Consider the following 13,450-nt stretch of genomic DNA (forward strand, 5'->3'; position numbering starts at 1 on the left):
CGGTTACATTCCGAACCCGGAAGCTAAGCCTTTCAGCGCCGATGGTACTGCAGGGGGGACCCTGTGGGAGAGTAGGACACCGCCGAACAATCTTTCAGCTCGGGTCCTCCGAATTTAATTCGGAGGACCCGAGCTTTTTTGCGTTGTACCGTCGGATGATGCGGTACGAGATACGGCCGGTGGTACCGGCGGAGTGGCAGCGGATCCGGGCACTGCGGTTGGCAGCGCTCCAGGACCCGGTCAGCAGCATGGCCTTCGCGCGGACCTTCGAGGAGGAGGCCGCGCTGAGCGACACGGTCTGGCAGCGACGGGCGTCCGGTGCCGGATCCCAGCAGTTCGTCGCCATCGACCGTGACGCGGTCCGCAAACCCGACGAGACAGACGGACACCAGGGCGGCGCCTGGGTCGGCATGCTCACCGTCGTCGTGGAGCGCCCCGACTACTTTTCCGTCAACGCCGTCTATCTGGTCCCCGAGACCCGCGGAACCGGTCTGGCCGAGCGCCTGTTCGCCGCCGCCATCGCCTGGGCCTGGGACCGTACCGACCGCGTGTACCTGTGGGTCCACCAGGACAACGGCCGTGCTGAGTCCTTCTACCAGCGCTTCGGCTTCATCCGCACCGGCGAGACGATGAAGTATCCGCTGAACCCGTCCGAGACGGAGTACGAGATGGTGCTCTTCAGGGACCGCTAGGCCGCGCCGCCGGACGACGACGAATCCGGCACCGCGCCGCCGGACGACGACGAATCCGGCACCGTACCGCCGTACCGCTGCACGCCGCCGTACGCGATGCGCGCCGCCTTACGCGATGCGCGCCAAGTCGTCCGCCAGCACGGCTCCCAGGAGCGCCTCGTCGCGTGTCCAGCGCTCGACCTCGTCGACGGCGTAGGCACCGAGCCGTTGGACCTCCGTGCCCTGGCAGCCCGCGATGTGCGGGGTGAGCAGGACGTTGCGGAGGCTGTGCAGCCGGTGGCCGCGGGGGAGTGGTTCGGGGTCGGTGACGTCGAGGTAGGCGTCGAGGCGGCCCGCGGCGCATTCGCGGGTGAGGGCCGCGGTGTCGACCAGTCGGCCGCGTGCGGTGTTGATGACGGAGGCGCCGTCGCGCATCAGGGCCAGGCGGCGGGCGTCGAGCAGGTGGTGGGTCTCGGGCAGATCGGGTGCGTGCACGGTCACGATGTCGGAGGTCGCGCACAGCTCGTCGAGGTCCACGAGTTCCGCGCCGAGAGCTGTGGCCTGGGCGGCGGAGACGTACGGGTCGGCGAGCAGGACGCGGAAGTCGGAGGGGGCGGCGAGGAGCCGGGCGATCACGCCGCGGCCGATGCGGGAGGCGCCGATGACGCCGACGACGGCGCCGTCCGCGCCGCGCCGGTCGCGGTAGCCGAGGAGTTGGCCGTCGGTGTACTCGGCGGCGGTGCCGAGCGCGCGGCGGGCGGCGAGGACGACCGTGGCCATGGTGAAGTCCACGACGGGACCGGCGTTGGCGTCGGCCGCCGACGAGACGGCGATGCCGCGCTGCCAGACCTCGGGCCCGACATGGCCTTTGACGGTGCCGGCGGCGTGGATGACGGCGCCGAGCCGGGGTGCGAGGGCCAGGACGGCGGAGTCGACGGCGGGCGCGCCCCAGCCGGTGAGCAGCACGTCGGCGTCGGCGAGCGCCGCCCGCGCGGCGGGCGTCGTGGTGTCGGTGACGAGGGCGGGGTGGACGGCCGCGAGGGCGTCGAGCCGGGTGCGCAGGGGGGCCGGAAGTACCAGGTCGAGGATGTCCGGACGCATCGCCAGCACCAGATTCGGACGCTCCGCCATGTCTACCCCTCACGTGTCCGCAGGTCTGCGTGGGTCTGTGCACGGTGACGTGCTCGTGTTCGTGGTCCTGCTCGTGTTCATGTTCGTCGTCGTGCGTGTGCGGCGCCGTGCGTGCGGGCCGCTGTCCGCGCACCACGGTGTAATCGGTTTCTATCTCTGGCTATGAGATTAGGGCCGACGCCATCAGAGGTCAACGTCTTGGGCTGCGCGAGGGGTTGACCTGTCGTAGTAACCGGTTTAGGTTCCGTCCCACCTTAAGCGTCGAGGAGGACGCGATGGCGATTGCCGAACAGGACGCCACCAGCCGCGCCGATGCGGTGGGCGCGTCCGAACGACGCGTGAGACGCGCGAAACGCCTGGCCCGTAGGGGCGGGGCGAACCGTGTGAAGCCCGAGCCCGGCTCGCGCCGCAAGCGGCTGCGCCGGGATGCCGCCCTCGTCCTGCTGATGGCGCCCGGCGTGGCGTACTTCCTGCTCTTCCACTACGGCGCGATGGTCGGGAACGTCATCGCGTTCAAGGACTACGTGCCCTTCGACGGGCTCTGGGCCAGCCAGTGGGTGGGCTTCGCGAACTTCCAGCGGATGTTCGGCGACCCGGACTTCTGGGCCGCGGTCGTCAACACCCTGTGGATAGCGCTGCTCCAGCTCGTCTTCTTCTTCCCCGTGCCGATCGCGCTGGCGATGCTGCTGCACAGCCTGACCCGCGACAGCGTGCGGCGGTTCGTGCAGAGCGTGGCGTATCTGCCGCACTTCCTGTCGTGGGTCATCGTGGTGGCCCTCTTCCAGCAGGTGCTCGGCGAGACCGGGCTGCTCAACAGCGTGCTCGGCGACGCCCACCTGCACACCGTGAACATCATCGGCAACCCCGACGCGTTCAAGCCGCTGGTCGTGGCCCAGGTGATCTGGAAGGACTGCGGCTGGGGCACGATCATCTTCCTCGCCGCGCTGTCGCAGGTCGACGAGCAGCAGTACGAGGCCGCGGCGATCGACGGCGCGGGTCCGTGGCGGCGATTCTGGCACGTCACCCTGCCGTCGCTGCGGCCGATCATCGTTCTTCTGCTGATCATGAGGCTCGGCGACATCCTGTCGGTCGGCTTCGAGCAGATGCTGCTCCAACGGCCCGCGGTCGGGCCCGAGGCGGCCGAGATCATCGACACCTTCGTCTACTACAAGGGCATCATCGGCGGCGACTTCGGCTATGCCGCCGCGGCCGGTCTCTTCAAGGGCGTCGTGGGCGCCGTACTCGTCTTCACCGCCAACAAGGTCGCGCACCGGCTGGGCGAGCAGGGGGTCTACCGATGAGCGCCGTTCAGTCCGCCGGTCGCACGCCTCGTACCGGCCCGTTCCGTTCGGTCCGCCCGCGTCGTTCGAGTCGCCCGGTCCGTCCCGTCCGTCCTTCGTGGATGGAGAAGCCGAAGCCCGTCACTCAGGCGGCCAAGGCGCTGGCCCTGGTCGCCGTCGTCCTGCTGGTCACCGTCCCGTTCCTGATCATCGTGTCGACCAGCTTCGCGTCCAACAAGGACGTGGTCGCCAACGGCGGCTGGGTGCTGTGGCCGGAACACCCCACCCTGCGCGCCTACCGGGAGATCTTCGACGGCAGCATCGTCACCCACGCGCTGTGGGTGAGCGCTGGTGTGACGATCATCGGCACGGCCCTCAGCCTCGCCTGCACGATCGGTCTGGCGTACGCGCTCAGCCGTCCCCAGGTCTTCGGCGGCAAGCCGATCCTGCTGCTGATCCTGTTCACCTTCCTCTTCCCGCCCGGCATGATCCCCGGCTTCCTGCTGGTCAAGGGCCTGAACATGCTCGACAGCTACGAGTCGTTGATCGCGCCCGTCCTGATCAATGTGTTCAACCTCGTCGTACTGCGCGGCTTCTTCCAGTCGATCCCCGAGGAGCTGTACGAGGCGGCCCGGCTGGACGGCGCGGGCGAGTGGCTGATCCTGCGCAGGATCGTCCTCCCGCTGTCCAAGGCGGCCCTCGCGGTCGTCGGGCTCTTCTACGCGGTCTCGTACTGGAACGCCTGGTTCTACGCGTCGATCTACCTCAACTCCGACCACTGGCCGCTCCAACAGGTGCTGCGCACGTATGTCATCGGGGGCGCGCAGCTCGCGGACTCCGGGGCCAGCGAGGCGGGGATGGTCTCGTCGCCCCAGACGATCCAGATGGCGGTGCTGGTGGTGGCGACCGTGCCGATCCTCGTCGTCTACCCCTTCCTCCAGAAGTACTTCACCAAGGGCGTGCTGACCGGCGCCATCAAGAGCTGAGCCGTACGCGGGCCGAGCGGCCGCGTGGCCGCGTGACCGCGGACCGTGCCGCCGTACCCGTATCACCGCACCCGCATCGCACCCGTACCCCTGAAAGGACTGACCGTGAGCACCTCGTCGTTCTCGCGGCGTACGCTGCTGCGCTCGATCGCCGCAAGTGGCGCCGCTCTGGCCGCCCCATCCGTTCTCGCCGCCTGCTCGTCCTCCTCGTCCGGCGGCCACGATGTGAGCAACGCGGGCAAGAAGCTCGCACCCTGGCCGACGTACAAGCCGGTCAGCGGGCCCGCGCCCGATCTGCCGGGGACGGCGGACGGGGTGCAGCCGGGTTATCTGACGTATCCCAAGAACCTGGTCAGCGCGGTCGCCGACAAGCCGGGCAACGGCGAGACGATCAAGGTGATGACGATCTCGTACGGGACGCCGCCGAAGCCCGCGTCGGAGAACAAGTTCTGGGCGGCGGTCAACAAGGCGCTGGGGGTGAACATCGAGTTCACGGTCGTGCCGGACTCCGACTACGACAACAAGATGGCCACCTTGATGGCGGGCAACGACCTGCCGGACGTCATCAACCTCGGCGGTGGTCACGTACTGCCCCGTGAGGCGCAATTCGTGCAGGCCAAGTGCGCGGACCTGAGCGAGTACCTGGCGGGCGACGCGGTCAAGGACTACCCGAATCTGGCGAACATCCCCACCTACGCGTGGGAGGACATGGGCCGGATCAGCGGGCGGATCCTCGGCATTCCGGTGCAGCGGTCCGCGCCCGGCACCACGCTGTGGATCAACAACGACATCTTCAGCGCGGCCGGCATGAAGGACGGCTGGACGTCGGACGACTTCATGGCCGTCGCCAAGGAGGCGACGCACGGCAAGAAGTACGCGCTGGGCGCGGCGCAGCAGACCGGCTTCGGCTTCGCGGTGCACACGATGGCGTTCGGCGCGCCGCAGGAGTGGAAGCTCGACGGCGGGCACTTCGTCGACGCGTACGGCACGGACGAGTACAAGGCGGGCCTGGAGTTCATGCTGAAGCTGCGGCAGGCGGGGACGTACCTGCCGAACGCGCTCAGCACCTCCACCGTCGACTGCAAGACGCTCTTCTACAACGGCACGGTCGCGTCGATGGGTGACGGCTTCGGGGCGCTGACCACGAGCATCCCGAGCATCAAGGACGCCTTCGTCCTGGACGGCGCGGTGCCGTACACGCCGTCGGGCGGTGGCAAGCCCGGCATGGAGCGGGCGCGTGGGATCTTCGGCTACACGGTGCTGAAGAAGGCCGCGCCCGAGCGGATCAAGCTGATCCTGCGGGTGCTCGACTACTTGGCGGCGCCGTTCGGCACCAAGGAGTACGAGCTGACGCACTTCGGCATCGAGGGCACGCACTTCACGCGGGACGCGGAGGGCTCGCCGATACCGACGGACCTCGGTCTGGTGGAGAGCACCGTCAATCTTCCGATCAAGTACCTGTCCGACGCGCCGCAGGTGCTCTACCTGCCGGGGCGGCCGGACGACGTCAAGCGCAGCCACGCCTGGCAGGTGAAGATCGCGCCGATGCTCGTACGCAATCCGCGGTTCGGCCTCCAGTCGGAGACTTTCACCCGGTCGGGAGCCACCATCGGGCAGTACCGGCTCGACACGATCGGCGCGATCGTGGCCGGGCGCAAGCCGCTGAGCGCGTGGGACGAGGCGGTGAAGAAGATGCGCGGCGACGGCCTGAACAAGATCGCCGACGAGTACGCGGCGGATTACGCGGCCAACCACTGACGCCCTGTGCCTGCCGCCCGGCCCCGCACTACTACGCTGGGCGGCAGCGCGGGGGGCGCCGGGCGCCGCGTCGAACGATGTGTCGAACGAAGCGTCGGGCGTGGGACCCGGCCCTGCGCTGAGCCTGGCGCCGGGCCGTGGGTCGGTCCTTGCGTCGCGTGTTGGCCGTCGCGGATCCGGAGCCGCGGGCCGCTGAGGAATCGGATGGCGGGGATGGCGGAGACTGCACCAGAGCCGGGGCCGGGTAACGGGCCGGGCGCGGGAAGCCCCATGGGTGCGGGGACCGCGGCGGGTGCGGGCGGCGGGAGCCGGCGTGTCACCATCCGCGATGTCGCCGTCCGGGCGGGTGTCTCGGTCGCCACCGTCTCGCGGGCGCTGGCCGGGAACTACCCGACGTCGGCCGCCGCGCGCGCCAAGGTGCTGCGGGCGGTCAAGGACCTCGACTACGTGATCGACGGCCGAGCGCGGGCGCTGGCCGGGACGGGGCCCAAGACGGTCGCGGTGATCATGATGTCGGTCGACAGCTACTTCTTCGCCGCCGTCGCCCAGGGCGTCGAGCAGGAGGCCGCCGCGCGCGGCCGGCTGTGCATGGTGTGCAGCCACGGCGGTGACGAGGCGCGCGAGCTGGCGCTGGTGCAGATGATGCGTGAGCAGCGCGCCGAGATCGTGATCCTGGTCGGCGGCGCGGTCGAGGACGAGGCGTACCGCGTGCGGCTGACCGAGTACGCGCACGGGCTCGCCGCCGCGGGCTCCCGGCTCGTGCTGTGCGGGCGCCCCGCGCCGAGCCCCGACACCCCGGTCATCGCGGTGGAGTACGACAACGAGGCCGGTGCGTACGCCGCCGTCAGCCACCTGCTGTCCGCCGGGCACCGGCGGATCCTCTACCTGGGCACGATGCCGGGGCACAGCACGGCCGAGCCGCGCGTGCGCGGTTACCAGCGTGCGCTGGCCGACCACGGGCTCGGGCCGGAGCACCAGCGGATCGCGGGTATCGGCCTCGGTCGCACCAATGGCTACAACTCCATGCGAGATCTGCTCGTGCGGTGCGACGGCAACCCCGACTTCACCGCGGTCTTCGCCGGTGACGATCTGGTCGCCGCGGGCGCTATGGCCGCCATGCGCGAGCGCGGGCTCCGCACCCCCGAGGACATCTCGGTGGTCGGCTACAACAACGACGATGTTTCCCAAGACCTCAACCCTCCCCTGACCACCGTCAACATCCCTTCCTACGAGCTCGGCCGCGCCGCCGTCCGCCTGGCCCTCGCCGAAGAGGACGCCGGCCTCCCCGGCTCCGCCCGCGGCACCGCCCAGACCCGCCATCTCCTGGGCACCCACATCGTCCTGCGGGAGTCCGTGCGACGGCTCACGGCGGAGGAGTCGGCGCTTTAGGAGCGCGGTCCTTCGCGTTCGCTCCCGCGGTGGGCGGTCCCCGAGTTCTTCTCGGAGGCGGCCCTCCGCAGAGGCGTCCTCATCCCTGGCGGAGCAGTGAACCGAATCCCGCCGCCCGCAGGCGCGAAGCGAATTCCCTCTCGTCCAGCCCGAATTCCTCCGCCGTCCGGCCCAGGTGCCAGTCGTGCGCTGCCAGCCGTTCCAACAGGTGTCCGCGCCGAATCTGCGTCTCGGACAGACGAAAGGTCTTCAGATACGCGAGCCGACCGTCCGCCGCGGTGATGACCTCACCTATGTGGTTCTCCTCGCGGGGCCGAAAGGCCGGTATGAATCGCGACAGCGTGAACCCGCCCGCCCGGTACACCTTCCGCGTCGCGTACTCGGTATTCAGCAGCCCCGCCGCCATCGTCCCGTCGTGGAATTCCGCCCACGCCCGCTGTTCCGCGGCCACCGCCGCTCGCAGATCCGCCGTCGTCCGCACCCGCGTCTCGTCGATCCTCGGCACGAAGTCCGGCACGGCCGCGCTCAACAGGGCGTATTGGTAGATGAGTTCCCCGTACAGGTCCTGGACGAGCGTGGCGTGCAGCGCCCGGTAGTCCTCCGGGTGCGGTACGACGAAGGCCGCGGCGAGGGCGTCGGCCGCGTAGAGCAGCACCCCGCACTGGCCCGGGTGTATCTCGAACACCTTCAGCGCGTCACCGAGCCCGCGCACGGTCACGCCGATGTACGCCTCCTCCACCCGAGGCGACAGGCCCTGCCGCAGCGCCCGCTGCGACCACTCCTCCCACGCGATGGTCGGGCCGCCGAAGTGCAGCGCCAGATAACCGTCGAGCGCGAGGTGCAGCGGCAGGAACCGCAGTCGGTGCTTGGCCTCTCGGCGTGCCATCCGGCGGTGGATGCGCAGCGGCATCGCGGTCACGGGCTCGGCGTCCCGGTCGCCGCGCAACTGTGTCCCGTACGCCGCCGCGGCGCCCGCATGACCGCTGTCCGCGCCCCAGTCGGCGACGAAGCCGTGCGGGATGTACGAGGTGTAGGTGATGCGTGGCGCGACCGTCACCACACCGATGCCGTCCCCGTACAGCTCGGCGTGCAGCCGCAGGCCCGGCAGCGGTTCGGCGCGGACCAGCGGGACGAGGCGGATGCCGCCCCAGACCTGCGAAGGGCGCGTGGTGAGTCCGGCCAGGTCGAGGCGGAGGGGGCCGGTGGCAGTCATCGGGCCTCCTCGGGTGCGGTCAGGAACGCGGTGATACGGCTGTCCAGGTGGGCGCGCAGCTCAGGCAGGCCGGTGCGGCCGGTGGCGAACCGCGCCAGGCCGACCAGCGACGGCAGATCCTCGGCGTCGCGGATGCCCGCGGTGGGTACGGTCGGGGCCAGGCGGCGCACGTCGAAGTCGTCCGCGTCGTACACGGGGTTGAGGTGTACGACGGTGACCCGCCCGTCCGGGTCGAGCCGGGTCCGCCATACGCGCAGCACCTCGGCGGCCAGCCCCGGCGGTGCGTTGTCCCAGCCGTCGGAGATGATCAGCAACCGGTCCGCGCCGGTCTCCAGCGCGTCCAGAATCCGCTCGCCGAGCGGGGTCGCCCCATGCGGGAACGCCAGCAGCGGATCGCTCCGTCCCGATGTCCACAGGGGTGTGTACGAGTCGGCGAGTGCCTCCAACAGGTGGTGGGCTGCGAGCGCCACCGCGAGCGGGCGGCGCCGCTTCTGGCCGGAGCCGTAGGAGGAGAAGCTGTCGTCCAGGACTGCCGCGACCCGGCCCCAGCCGCGCTCGCCGCGCGCGGCCCGGCGCGCGGCGGCCCGCAGCGCCGCTGTCAACTCCGCCCGCCGCCCGGCTCGTTCGTCCAGGGACAGCCCGAGGACGTACGAGGCAAGCCGGGTCAGCGGCATCCGCGTCAGGTCGGTCCGGACGGCGGTCGCGCCGTGGCGGCGCGCCGAGTCCTGGAAACGGAGCCGTTCGAGCCGGGTCATCCGCGGCGCGATCCGCTCCAGGAAAGCCGCGCGCGCGATGCCGTGCCGGGCCGCGAAGCCCTCCGCGACGGTGAACGGCAGCTCGTAGACCGCCGCCTGCTCGTAGTGCGCGCGGCGCCAGGTCTCCAGCAGCGGCGTCCCGTAGCGCGTGCGGCGGCGCGGGGCGAACAGGAAGTCACCCAACTCGGCTTCTCGTGCGGGCAGGTGGGCGTGCCGCAGCGCCGTCTTCACCCCGGTCCGGTACTTGACGGCGTCGAACGCCGGGTCGGGGCGGGCGGCCAGCCAGTCCCGCATGATCGCGCGGGTGCGGCGGTTGTTGACCTTGGCCCGGCGCAGCGCGGCGAAGAGGGCGTAGACCCGCTGCGGGGGCAGTGCGGTCAGCCGTCGGGCGATCAACCGGCCTTCGGTGCGGCGCTGTTCGGGGGTCGCTTCGGTGGCGCTCTCCAGCAGTCGGCGGATGATCAGGGCGGCGTTGTGGTCGTTGATGTCGAGGGCGAGCGCGGCGGCGTACAGATCACGGTAGTTGCCCAGCATGTACGCGTGCAGGAAGTCGAGCGAGAGGTGCTGGGTGTCGGCGTCGGAGTGGAATTCGCGTTGGGCGGTGGAGGTGGTCGCGGCATTGGCGAACAGGAGGACGTCCTCGGCGGCGATCAGTCCTTCTGGCTGCATGAGGTGACTCCTGTTCTCGCGTAGGTGTGTTGGGGCGTCGAGTACTGGTGTGTTCGAGGTGTTCGGCGTCGACCGGGGAATGAGGGCGCGAGCTGCGAATCATTGCTTCAGAGGCAGGTTCCGGAAGTCGCGACGGAGTCCCGCGGTCGACTCTCGAACGGTAACAGGGTCGGCGGATTCGCTCGCGGAGTTTTCCACAGGGCGACTTTCGGCGAATGAGTTATCCACAGGCTGGAAATCAGTTGCCCCACGAGGACGGCGTGGAGCGGATACTGATGATCAGTGACAAGCGGACATTGACAACTCAACAGGGAGCAGAGGAATCAGGGGCGCGAACCGGCCGGGCGGGCGGGCGCCGCGCCCGCGTTCCCGCCGGGGGCCTCTCTCCCGTGCGTTCTCGCCCGCGTGTGCGCACACGCGGGCGGGCGCGTGGGCGCGGGCGTGCGGCCGGGCGCCCGCGCGCGGAATCAGCGGATGCGGACCGCGTCCGGGATCGACGGCGGGAGCGTGTCGGCCGTCTCATCGCCCAGGGCCAGGCGCATGTCGGCGTGCTGCCACAGCGGCGCGTGCCAGCGCGCGAGCGCCTGTTCGGGGGAGCGCAGGACGGCGAGGGTGGGCAGACCGGAGTGGTGACCGGTGCTCAGCAGGTCCGACAGGCCCGGGAGCGGGGCCAGCGCGGCGACGTCGTCCAGGACGAAGGTCAGTGGTGGGTCGAGCCGACCGGCGGATGACGTTGCGGCCATGCGCCGGCCGTGCTCGACCACGCTGGAGACGAGTGCGGTGAGCAGGGGCATCGCACCCAAGTGGGTCCGCGGATCCTCGATGCGCTCACCCACTACGTAAAGTGTGCCCCTTTCCGCGACGAATGACTCCATGTCGAGGCCACCTGAGCGCGGTGGATTGCAGGCGTCGCGGATGTGTACCGCGTTCAGCGGTTCGAGGGTCTGGCGGATCAACGCCTGCGCCGCGTCCCGGCGTTCGGGGTGGGCGTGCAGCACCGACTCCAGTTCGCCGCTCCAGCCGGAGGCGGCCTCGGTGTCGGTACGCAGGATCCGCACCGCCTCACCGGCCGCTGAACCGCTCGCCGCCCAGCGCTGCACCTGGCGGAATGGCCCGCCGTCCAGGGCCGCCGCGTGCAGCCAGCAGCGCAGCAGTGTCACGGCGGTGTCGTGGACGATGGCCTCGTCGGCGCGTGCGGGCCGCAGTGGCGCCAGCAGTGCGCCCGCGCGTATCCCGGCGGTCTCCGGTCGCTCGCAGCCGCCGTGCGGCGCCCACCGCAGCCGGCCGGGCACATCGAGGAGGTGCGCCGGATCGTAGACGTGGACGGGACCGAGCTTGCTGCGGTTGCCGACGGTCTGCTGATAGGTGTCCGGGTCCGCGGTGGTGACCACGGCGGGTCCCGCGGCGGCCAGGACGGCGGGCTGCACGATGCGCTTGGACTTGTCGCCGCGCGGGCTGGCGAACAGGGCATAGGTGCGGGTGACTTCACCGCCGGGCAGTGGGTCGGCGACGGGGTGCGGGATCTGGGCTGCGGCCATGGTGCCGGTGGCTCCGGCGGCGGTGGGCCCGGTCGCTTCGGTGGCCGTGGCGGGGATCGGCTCGAAGACCGTGGTGGGCGCGTCCTCGCGCGGGCCCGCCGCGCCCGGCACGGAGCGGAACCAGGCGTCCAGGCCGTCGTCGCCCGCGGCCTTGGACCCGACCGGCTGGCCGCGGCGGCGGCGCGGCGAGGGCAGCGGGGCGCGCTCCACCGGCGCGGGCGCCGTCCCAGGGGCCGGGGCGGGCGGGGCCTGGCGGGGTGCCCTGAGGCGGGCGCGGGTACGGGCCACCGCGTTCAGCACGAAGACGGTCAGGACGAACAGCACCATGAACTGGCTGATGAAGATGCCCCAGAACAGCCCGGAGCCGGGCAGTTGGCCGGGAGGCGAGTCGGGCCAGGCCGCGGCAACGTCGTGCGGTTCCGCGATCAGGTGCCGCATGGCCTGGGGGGTGCGGGTGAAGTGCACCTCGGCGGGCCAGCCGCCGTGCGAGAGGACCCCCGCGATGCCGGTGGCCGTCCACACCAGCAGCGTCACGCCCAGCAGGAAGCCGAGGACGCCGACGATCAGGCCGTCCGGCAGGCCCCCAGAGGACTCGCGTTTCCTCCCGGCCATGTCACCCCACCTCTCATGCCACCGCGTCGTCGGCCAACTGCTTGGCCAGCGCCACCTCGGCGGCGGCGTGTGCCTCGGCACGGGCCTCGGCCTCCGCCTCCGACGCCGCTTCGGCCTCGACCTCCGCTTCGTGCTCCAGGGAGGTCTCGGTCATCGCGCGGTCGGTGAAGACCAGGGGCCGTTCCGCCTCGGTGATCAGGTGCTTGACGACCTGCACATTGCCGTTGACGTCCCAGACGGCGATGCCGGGGGTGAGCGTCGGGATGATCTCCACCGCCCAACGCGGCAGGCCGAGCACCCGCCCGGTGGCGCGCGCCTCGTCGGCCTTCTGGGCGTAGATGGTGCGGGTGGAGGCCATCTTCAAGATGGCGGCGGCTTCCTTCGCCGCGGCCCCGTCAACGACGTCCGAGAGGTGGTGGACGACGGCGACGAAGGACAGGCCCAGGCGGCGGCCGAACTTCAGCAGCCGCTGGAAGAGCTGGGCCACGAAGGGCGAGTTGATGATGTGCCAGGCCTCCTCGACCAGGAAGATGCGTTTCTTCCGGTCGGGCCTGATCCAGGTGTGCTCCAGCCACACACCGACGATCGCCATCAGGATCGGCATCGCGATCGAGTTGCGGTCGATGTGGGAGAGGTCGAAGACGATCAGCGGCGCGTCCAGGTCGATGCCGACGGTCGTGGGCCCGTCGAACATGCCCCGCAGGTCACCGTCGACCAGCCGGTCGAGCACCAGGGCCACGTCCAGGCCCCAGGCGCGGACGTCGTCCAGGTCGACGTTCATGGCCTCCGCCGACTCCTCCAGCGGGTGCCGCAGCCGTTCCACGATGTCGGTGAGGATCGGCTGCCGGTCGGTGATCGTCTCGATCACATAGGCGTGCGCGACCTTCAGCGCGAAGCCGGACCGCTCGTCGAGACCGCGGCCCATCGCGACCTCGATGATCGTCCGGAGCAGCGCGAGCTGACCGGTGAGGGTGATCGCCGGGTCCAGGGGATTGAGCTTGATGCCGCCGTCCAGCGCGGCCATCGGGTCCAGCCGGATGGGAGTTAATCCCAGCGACTTCGCGATGAGGTTCCACTCGCCGACGCCGTCCTCGCCCTGCGCGTCGAGCACCACGACCTGCCGGTCGCGGAAGCGGAGCTGGCGCAGCACGTAGGTCTTCTCCAACGCCGACTTGCCGTTGCCGGACTCGCCGAGGACCAGCCAGTGCGGGGCTGGCAGCTGCTGGCCGTAGAGCTGGAAGGGGTCGTAGATGTAGCCCTTGCCCGAATACACCTCGCGGCCGATGATGACGCCGGAGTCGCCGAGGCCGGGGGCGGCGGTGGGCAGGTACACCGCCTGGGCCTGGCCGGTGGAGGTGCGCACCGGCAGCCGCGTCGACTCGACCCGGCCGAACAGGAAGCTCGTGAAGGCGTCCGTGAGCGCCGCAAGAGGGTCCAGCATGGGCATG

At 70.6% G+C, this 13,450-nt stretch carries 10 protein-coding genes and 1 rRNA gene; 6 read left to right on the forward strand and 5 right to left on the reverse strand.

Annotated elements, in window-relative coordinates; genetic code table 11:
• Both rrf and ACZ4EF_RS19425 read left to right on the forward strand, forming a co-directional pair.
• Window positions 1-88 (forward strand): 5S ribosomal RNA (rrf, locus tag ACZ4EF_RS19420); the annotation flags it as partial.
• A 70-nt stretch (window positions 89-158) separates the two neighbouring features.
• Complete coding sequence (locus tag ACZ4EF_RS19425; protein WP_401856770.1) at window positions 159-692, forward strand: GNAT family N-acetyltransferase; 534 nt, start codon at window positions 159-161, stop codon at window positions 690-692.
• A gap of 108 nt (window positions 693-800) precedes the next feature.
• Here the strand turns inward: ACZ4EF_RS19425 and ACZ4EF_RS19430 are convergent, their stop codons facing one another.
• Entirely contained in the window at window positions 801-1,802 is a 1,002-nt protein-coding gene (locus ACZ4EF_RS19430) for a hydroxyacid dehydrogenase (protein ID WP_467505599.1), read from the reverse strand.
• Between the two features lie 446 nt (window positions 1,803-2,248).
• Between ACZ4EF_RS19430 and ACZ4EF_RS19435 the strand changes: the two genes are divergently transcribed.
• The 4 genes from ACZ4EF_RS19435 to ACZ4EF_RS19450 all read left to right on the forward strand — a co-directional run bounded on the left by ACZ4EF_RS19435 (window position 2,249) and on the right by ACZ4EF_RS19450 (window position 7,215).
• Entirely contained in the window at window positions 2,249-3,103 is an 855-nt protein-coding gene (locus ACZ4EF_RS19435) for an ABC transporter permease (protein ID WP_188285565.1), read from the forward strand.
• A 101-nt stretch (window positions 3,104-3,204) separates the two neighbouring features.
• Window positions 3,205-4,068: a carbohydrate ABC transporter permease gene (locus ACZ4EF_RS19440; protein ID WP_355341801.1), complete on the forward strand. Its 864-nt coding sequence runs from the start codon at window positions 3,205-3,207 to the stop codon at window positions 4,066-4,068.
• A gap of 105 nt (window positions 4,069-4,173) precedes the next feature.
• Entirely contained in the window at window positions 4,174-5,826 is a 1,653-nt protein-coding gene (locus tag ACZ4EF_RS19445; protein WP_355341804.1) for an extracellular solute-binding protein, read from the forward strand.
• Window positions 5,827-6,096: 270 nt separating this feature from the next.
• Window positions 6,097-7,215 carry a LacI family DNA-binding transcriptional regulator gene (locus ACZ4EF_RS19450; protein WP_391164012.1) on the forward strand — a complete coding sequence of 373 codons (1,119 nt, stop codon included), beginning with the start codon at window positions 6,097-6,099 and terminating at the stop codon, window positions 7,213-7,215.
• A 79-nt stretch (window positions 7,216-7,294) separates the two neighbouring features.
• Here the strand turns inward: ACZ4EF_RS19450 and ACZ4EF_RS19455 are convergent, their stop codons facing one another.
• The 4 genes from ACZ4EF_RS19455 to ACZ4EF_RS19470 all read right to left on the reverse strand — a co-directional run bounded on the left by ACZ4EF_RS19455 (window position 7,295) and on the right by ACZ4EF_RS19470 (window position 13,443).
• Window positions 7,295-8,428 (reverse strand): ARPP-2 domain-containing protein, encoded by a 1,134-nt coding sequence (locus ACZ4EF_RS19455; protein WP_467505602.1) that lies wholly within the window; start codon window positions 8,426-8,428, stop codon window positions 7,295-7,297.
• Window positions 8,425-9,852, reverse strand: coding sequence for a hypothetical protein (locus ACZ4EF_RS19460; protein WP_467349518.1), 1,428 nt, complete (start codon window positions 9,850-9,852; stop codon window positions 8,425-8,427). Before ACZ4EF_RS19460 ends, ACZ4EF_RS19455 begins: the two co-directional genes overlap by 4 nt.
• Window positions 9,853-10,319: 467 nt before the next feature.
• Window positions 10,320-12,002: a type IV secretory system conjugative DNA transfer family protein gene (locus ACZ4EF_RS19465; RefSeq protein WP_467505604.1), complete on the reverse strand. Its 1,683-nt coding sequence runs from the start codon at window positions 12,000-12,002 to the stop codon at window positions 10,320-10,322.
• Window positions 12,003-12,015: 13 nt separating this feature from the next.
• Window positions 12,016-13,443: an ATP-binding protein gene (locus ACZ4EF_RS19470; protein ID WP_188285564.1), complete on the reverse strand. Its 1,428-nt coding sequence runs from the start codon at window positions 13,441-13,443 to the stop codon at window positions 12,016-12,018.
• Between the last annotated feature and the right edge of the window lie 7 nt (window positions 13,444-13,450).

This window comes from Streptomyces sp. NPDC025721 (genome assembly GCF_055558595.1).

What these genes read in the sequence shown, in the direction of transcription:
- ACZ4EF_RS19460 (WP_467349518.1), bottom strand. Translation starts at nt 9,852, where the DNA reads ATGCAGCCAGAAGGACTGATCGCCGCCGAGGACGTCCTCCTGTTCGCC.
- ACZ4EF_RS19450 (WP_391164012.1), top strand. Translation starts at nt 6,097, where the DNA reads ATGGGTGCGGGGACCGCGGCGGGTGCGGGCGGCGGGAGCCGGCGTGTC.
- ACZ4EF_RS19425 (WP_401856770.1), top strand. Translation starts at nt 159, where the DNA reads ATGCGGTACGAGATACGGCCGGTGGTACCGGCGGAGTGGCAGCGGATC.
- ACZ4EF_RS19430 (WP_467505599.1), bottom strand. Translation starts at nt 1,802, where the DNA reads ATGGCGGAGCGTCCGAATCTGGTGCTGGCGATGCGTCCGGACATCCTC.
- ACZ4EF_RS19440 (WP_355341801.1), top strand. Translation starts at nt 3,205, where the DNA reads ATGGAGAAGCCGAAGCCCGTCACTCAGGCGGCCAAGGCGCTGGCCCTG.
- ACZ4EF_RS19435 (WP_188285565.1), top strand. Translation starts at nt 2,249, where the DNA reads ATGGCGCCCGGCGTGGCGTACTTCCTGCTCTTCCACTACGGCGCGATG.
- ACZ4EF_RS19455 (WP_467505602.1), bottom strand. Translation starts at nt 8,428, where the DNA reads ATGACTGCCACCGGCCCCCTCCGCCTCGACCTGGCCGGACTCACCACG.
- ACZ4EF_RS19465 (WP_467505604.1), bottom strand. Translation starts at nt 12,002, where the DNA reads ATGGCCGGGAGGAAACGCGAGTCCTCTGGGGGCCTGCCGGACGGCCTG.
- ACZ4EF_RS19470 (WP_188285564.1), bottom strand. Translation starts at nt 13,443, where the DNA reads ATGCTGGACCCTCTTGCGGCGCTCACGGACGCCTTCACGAGCTTCCTG.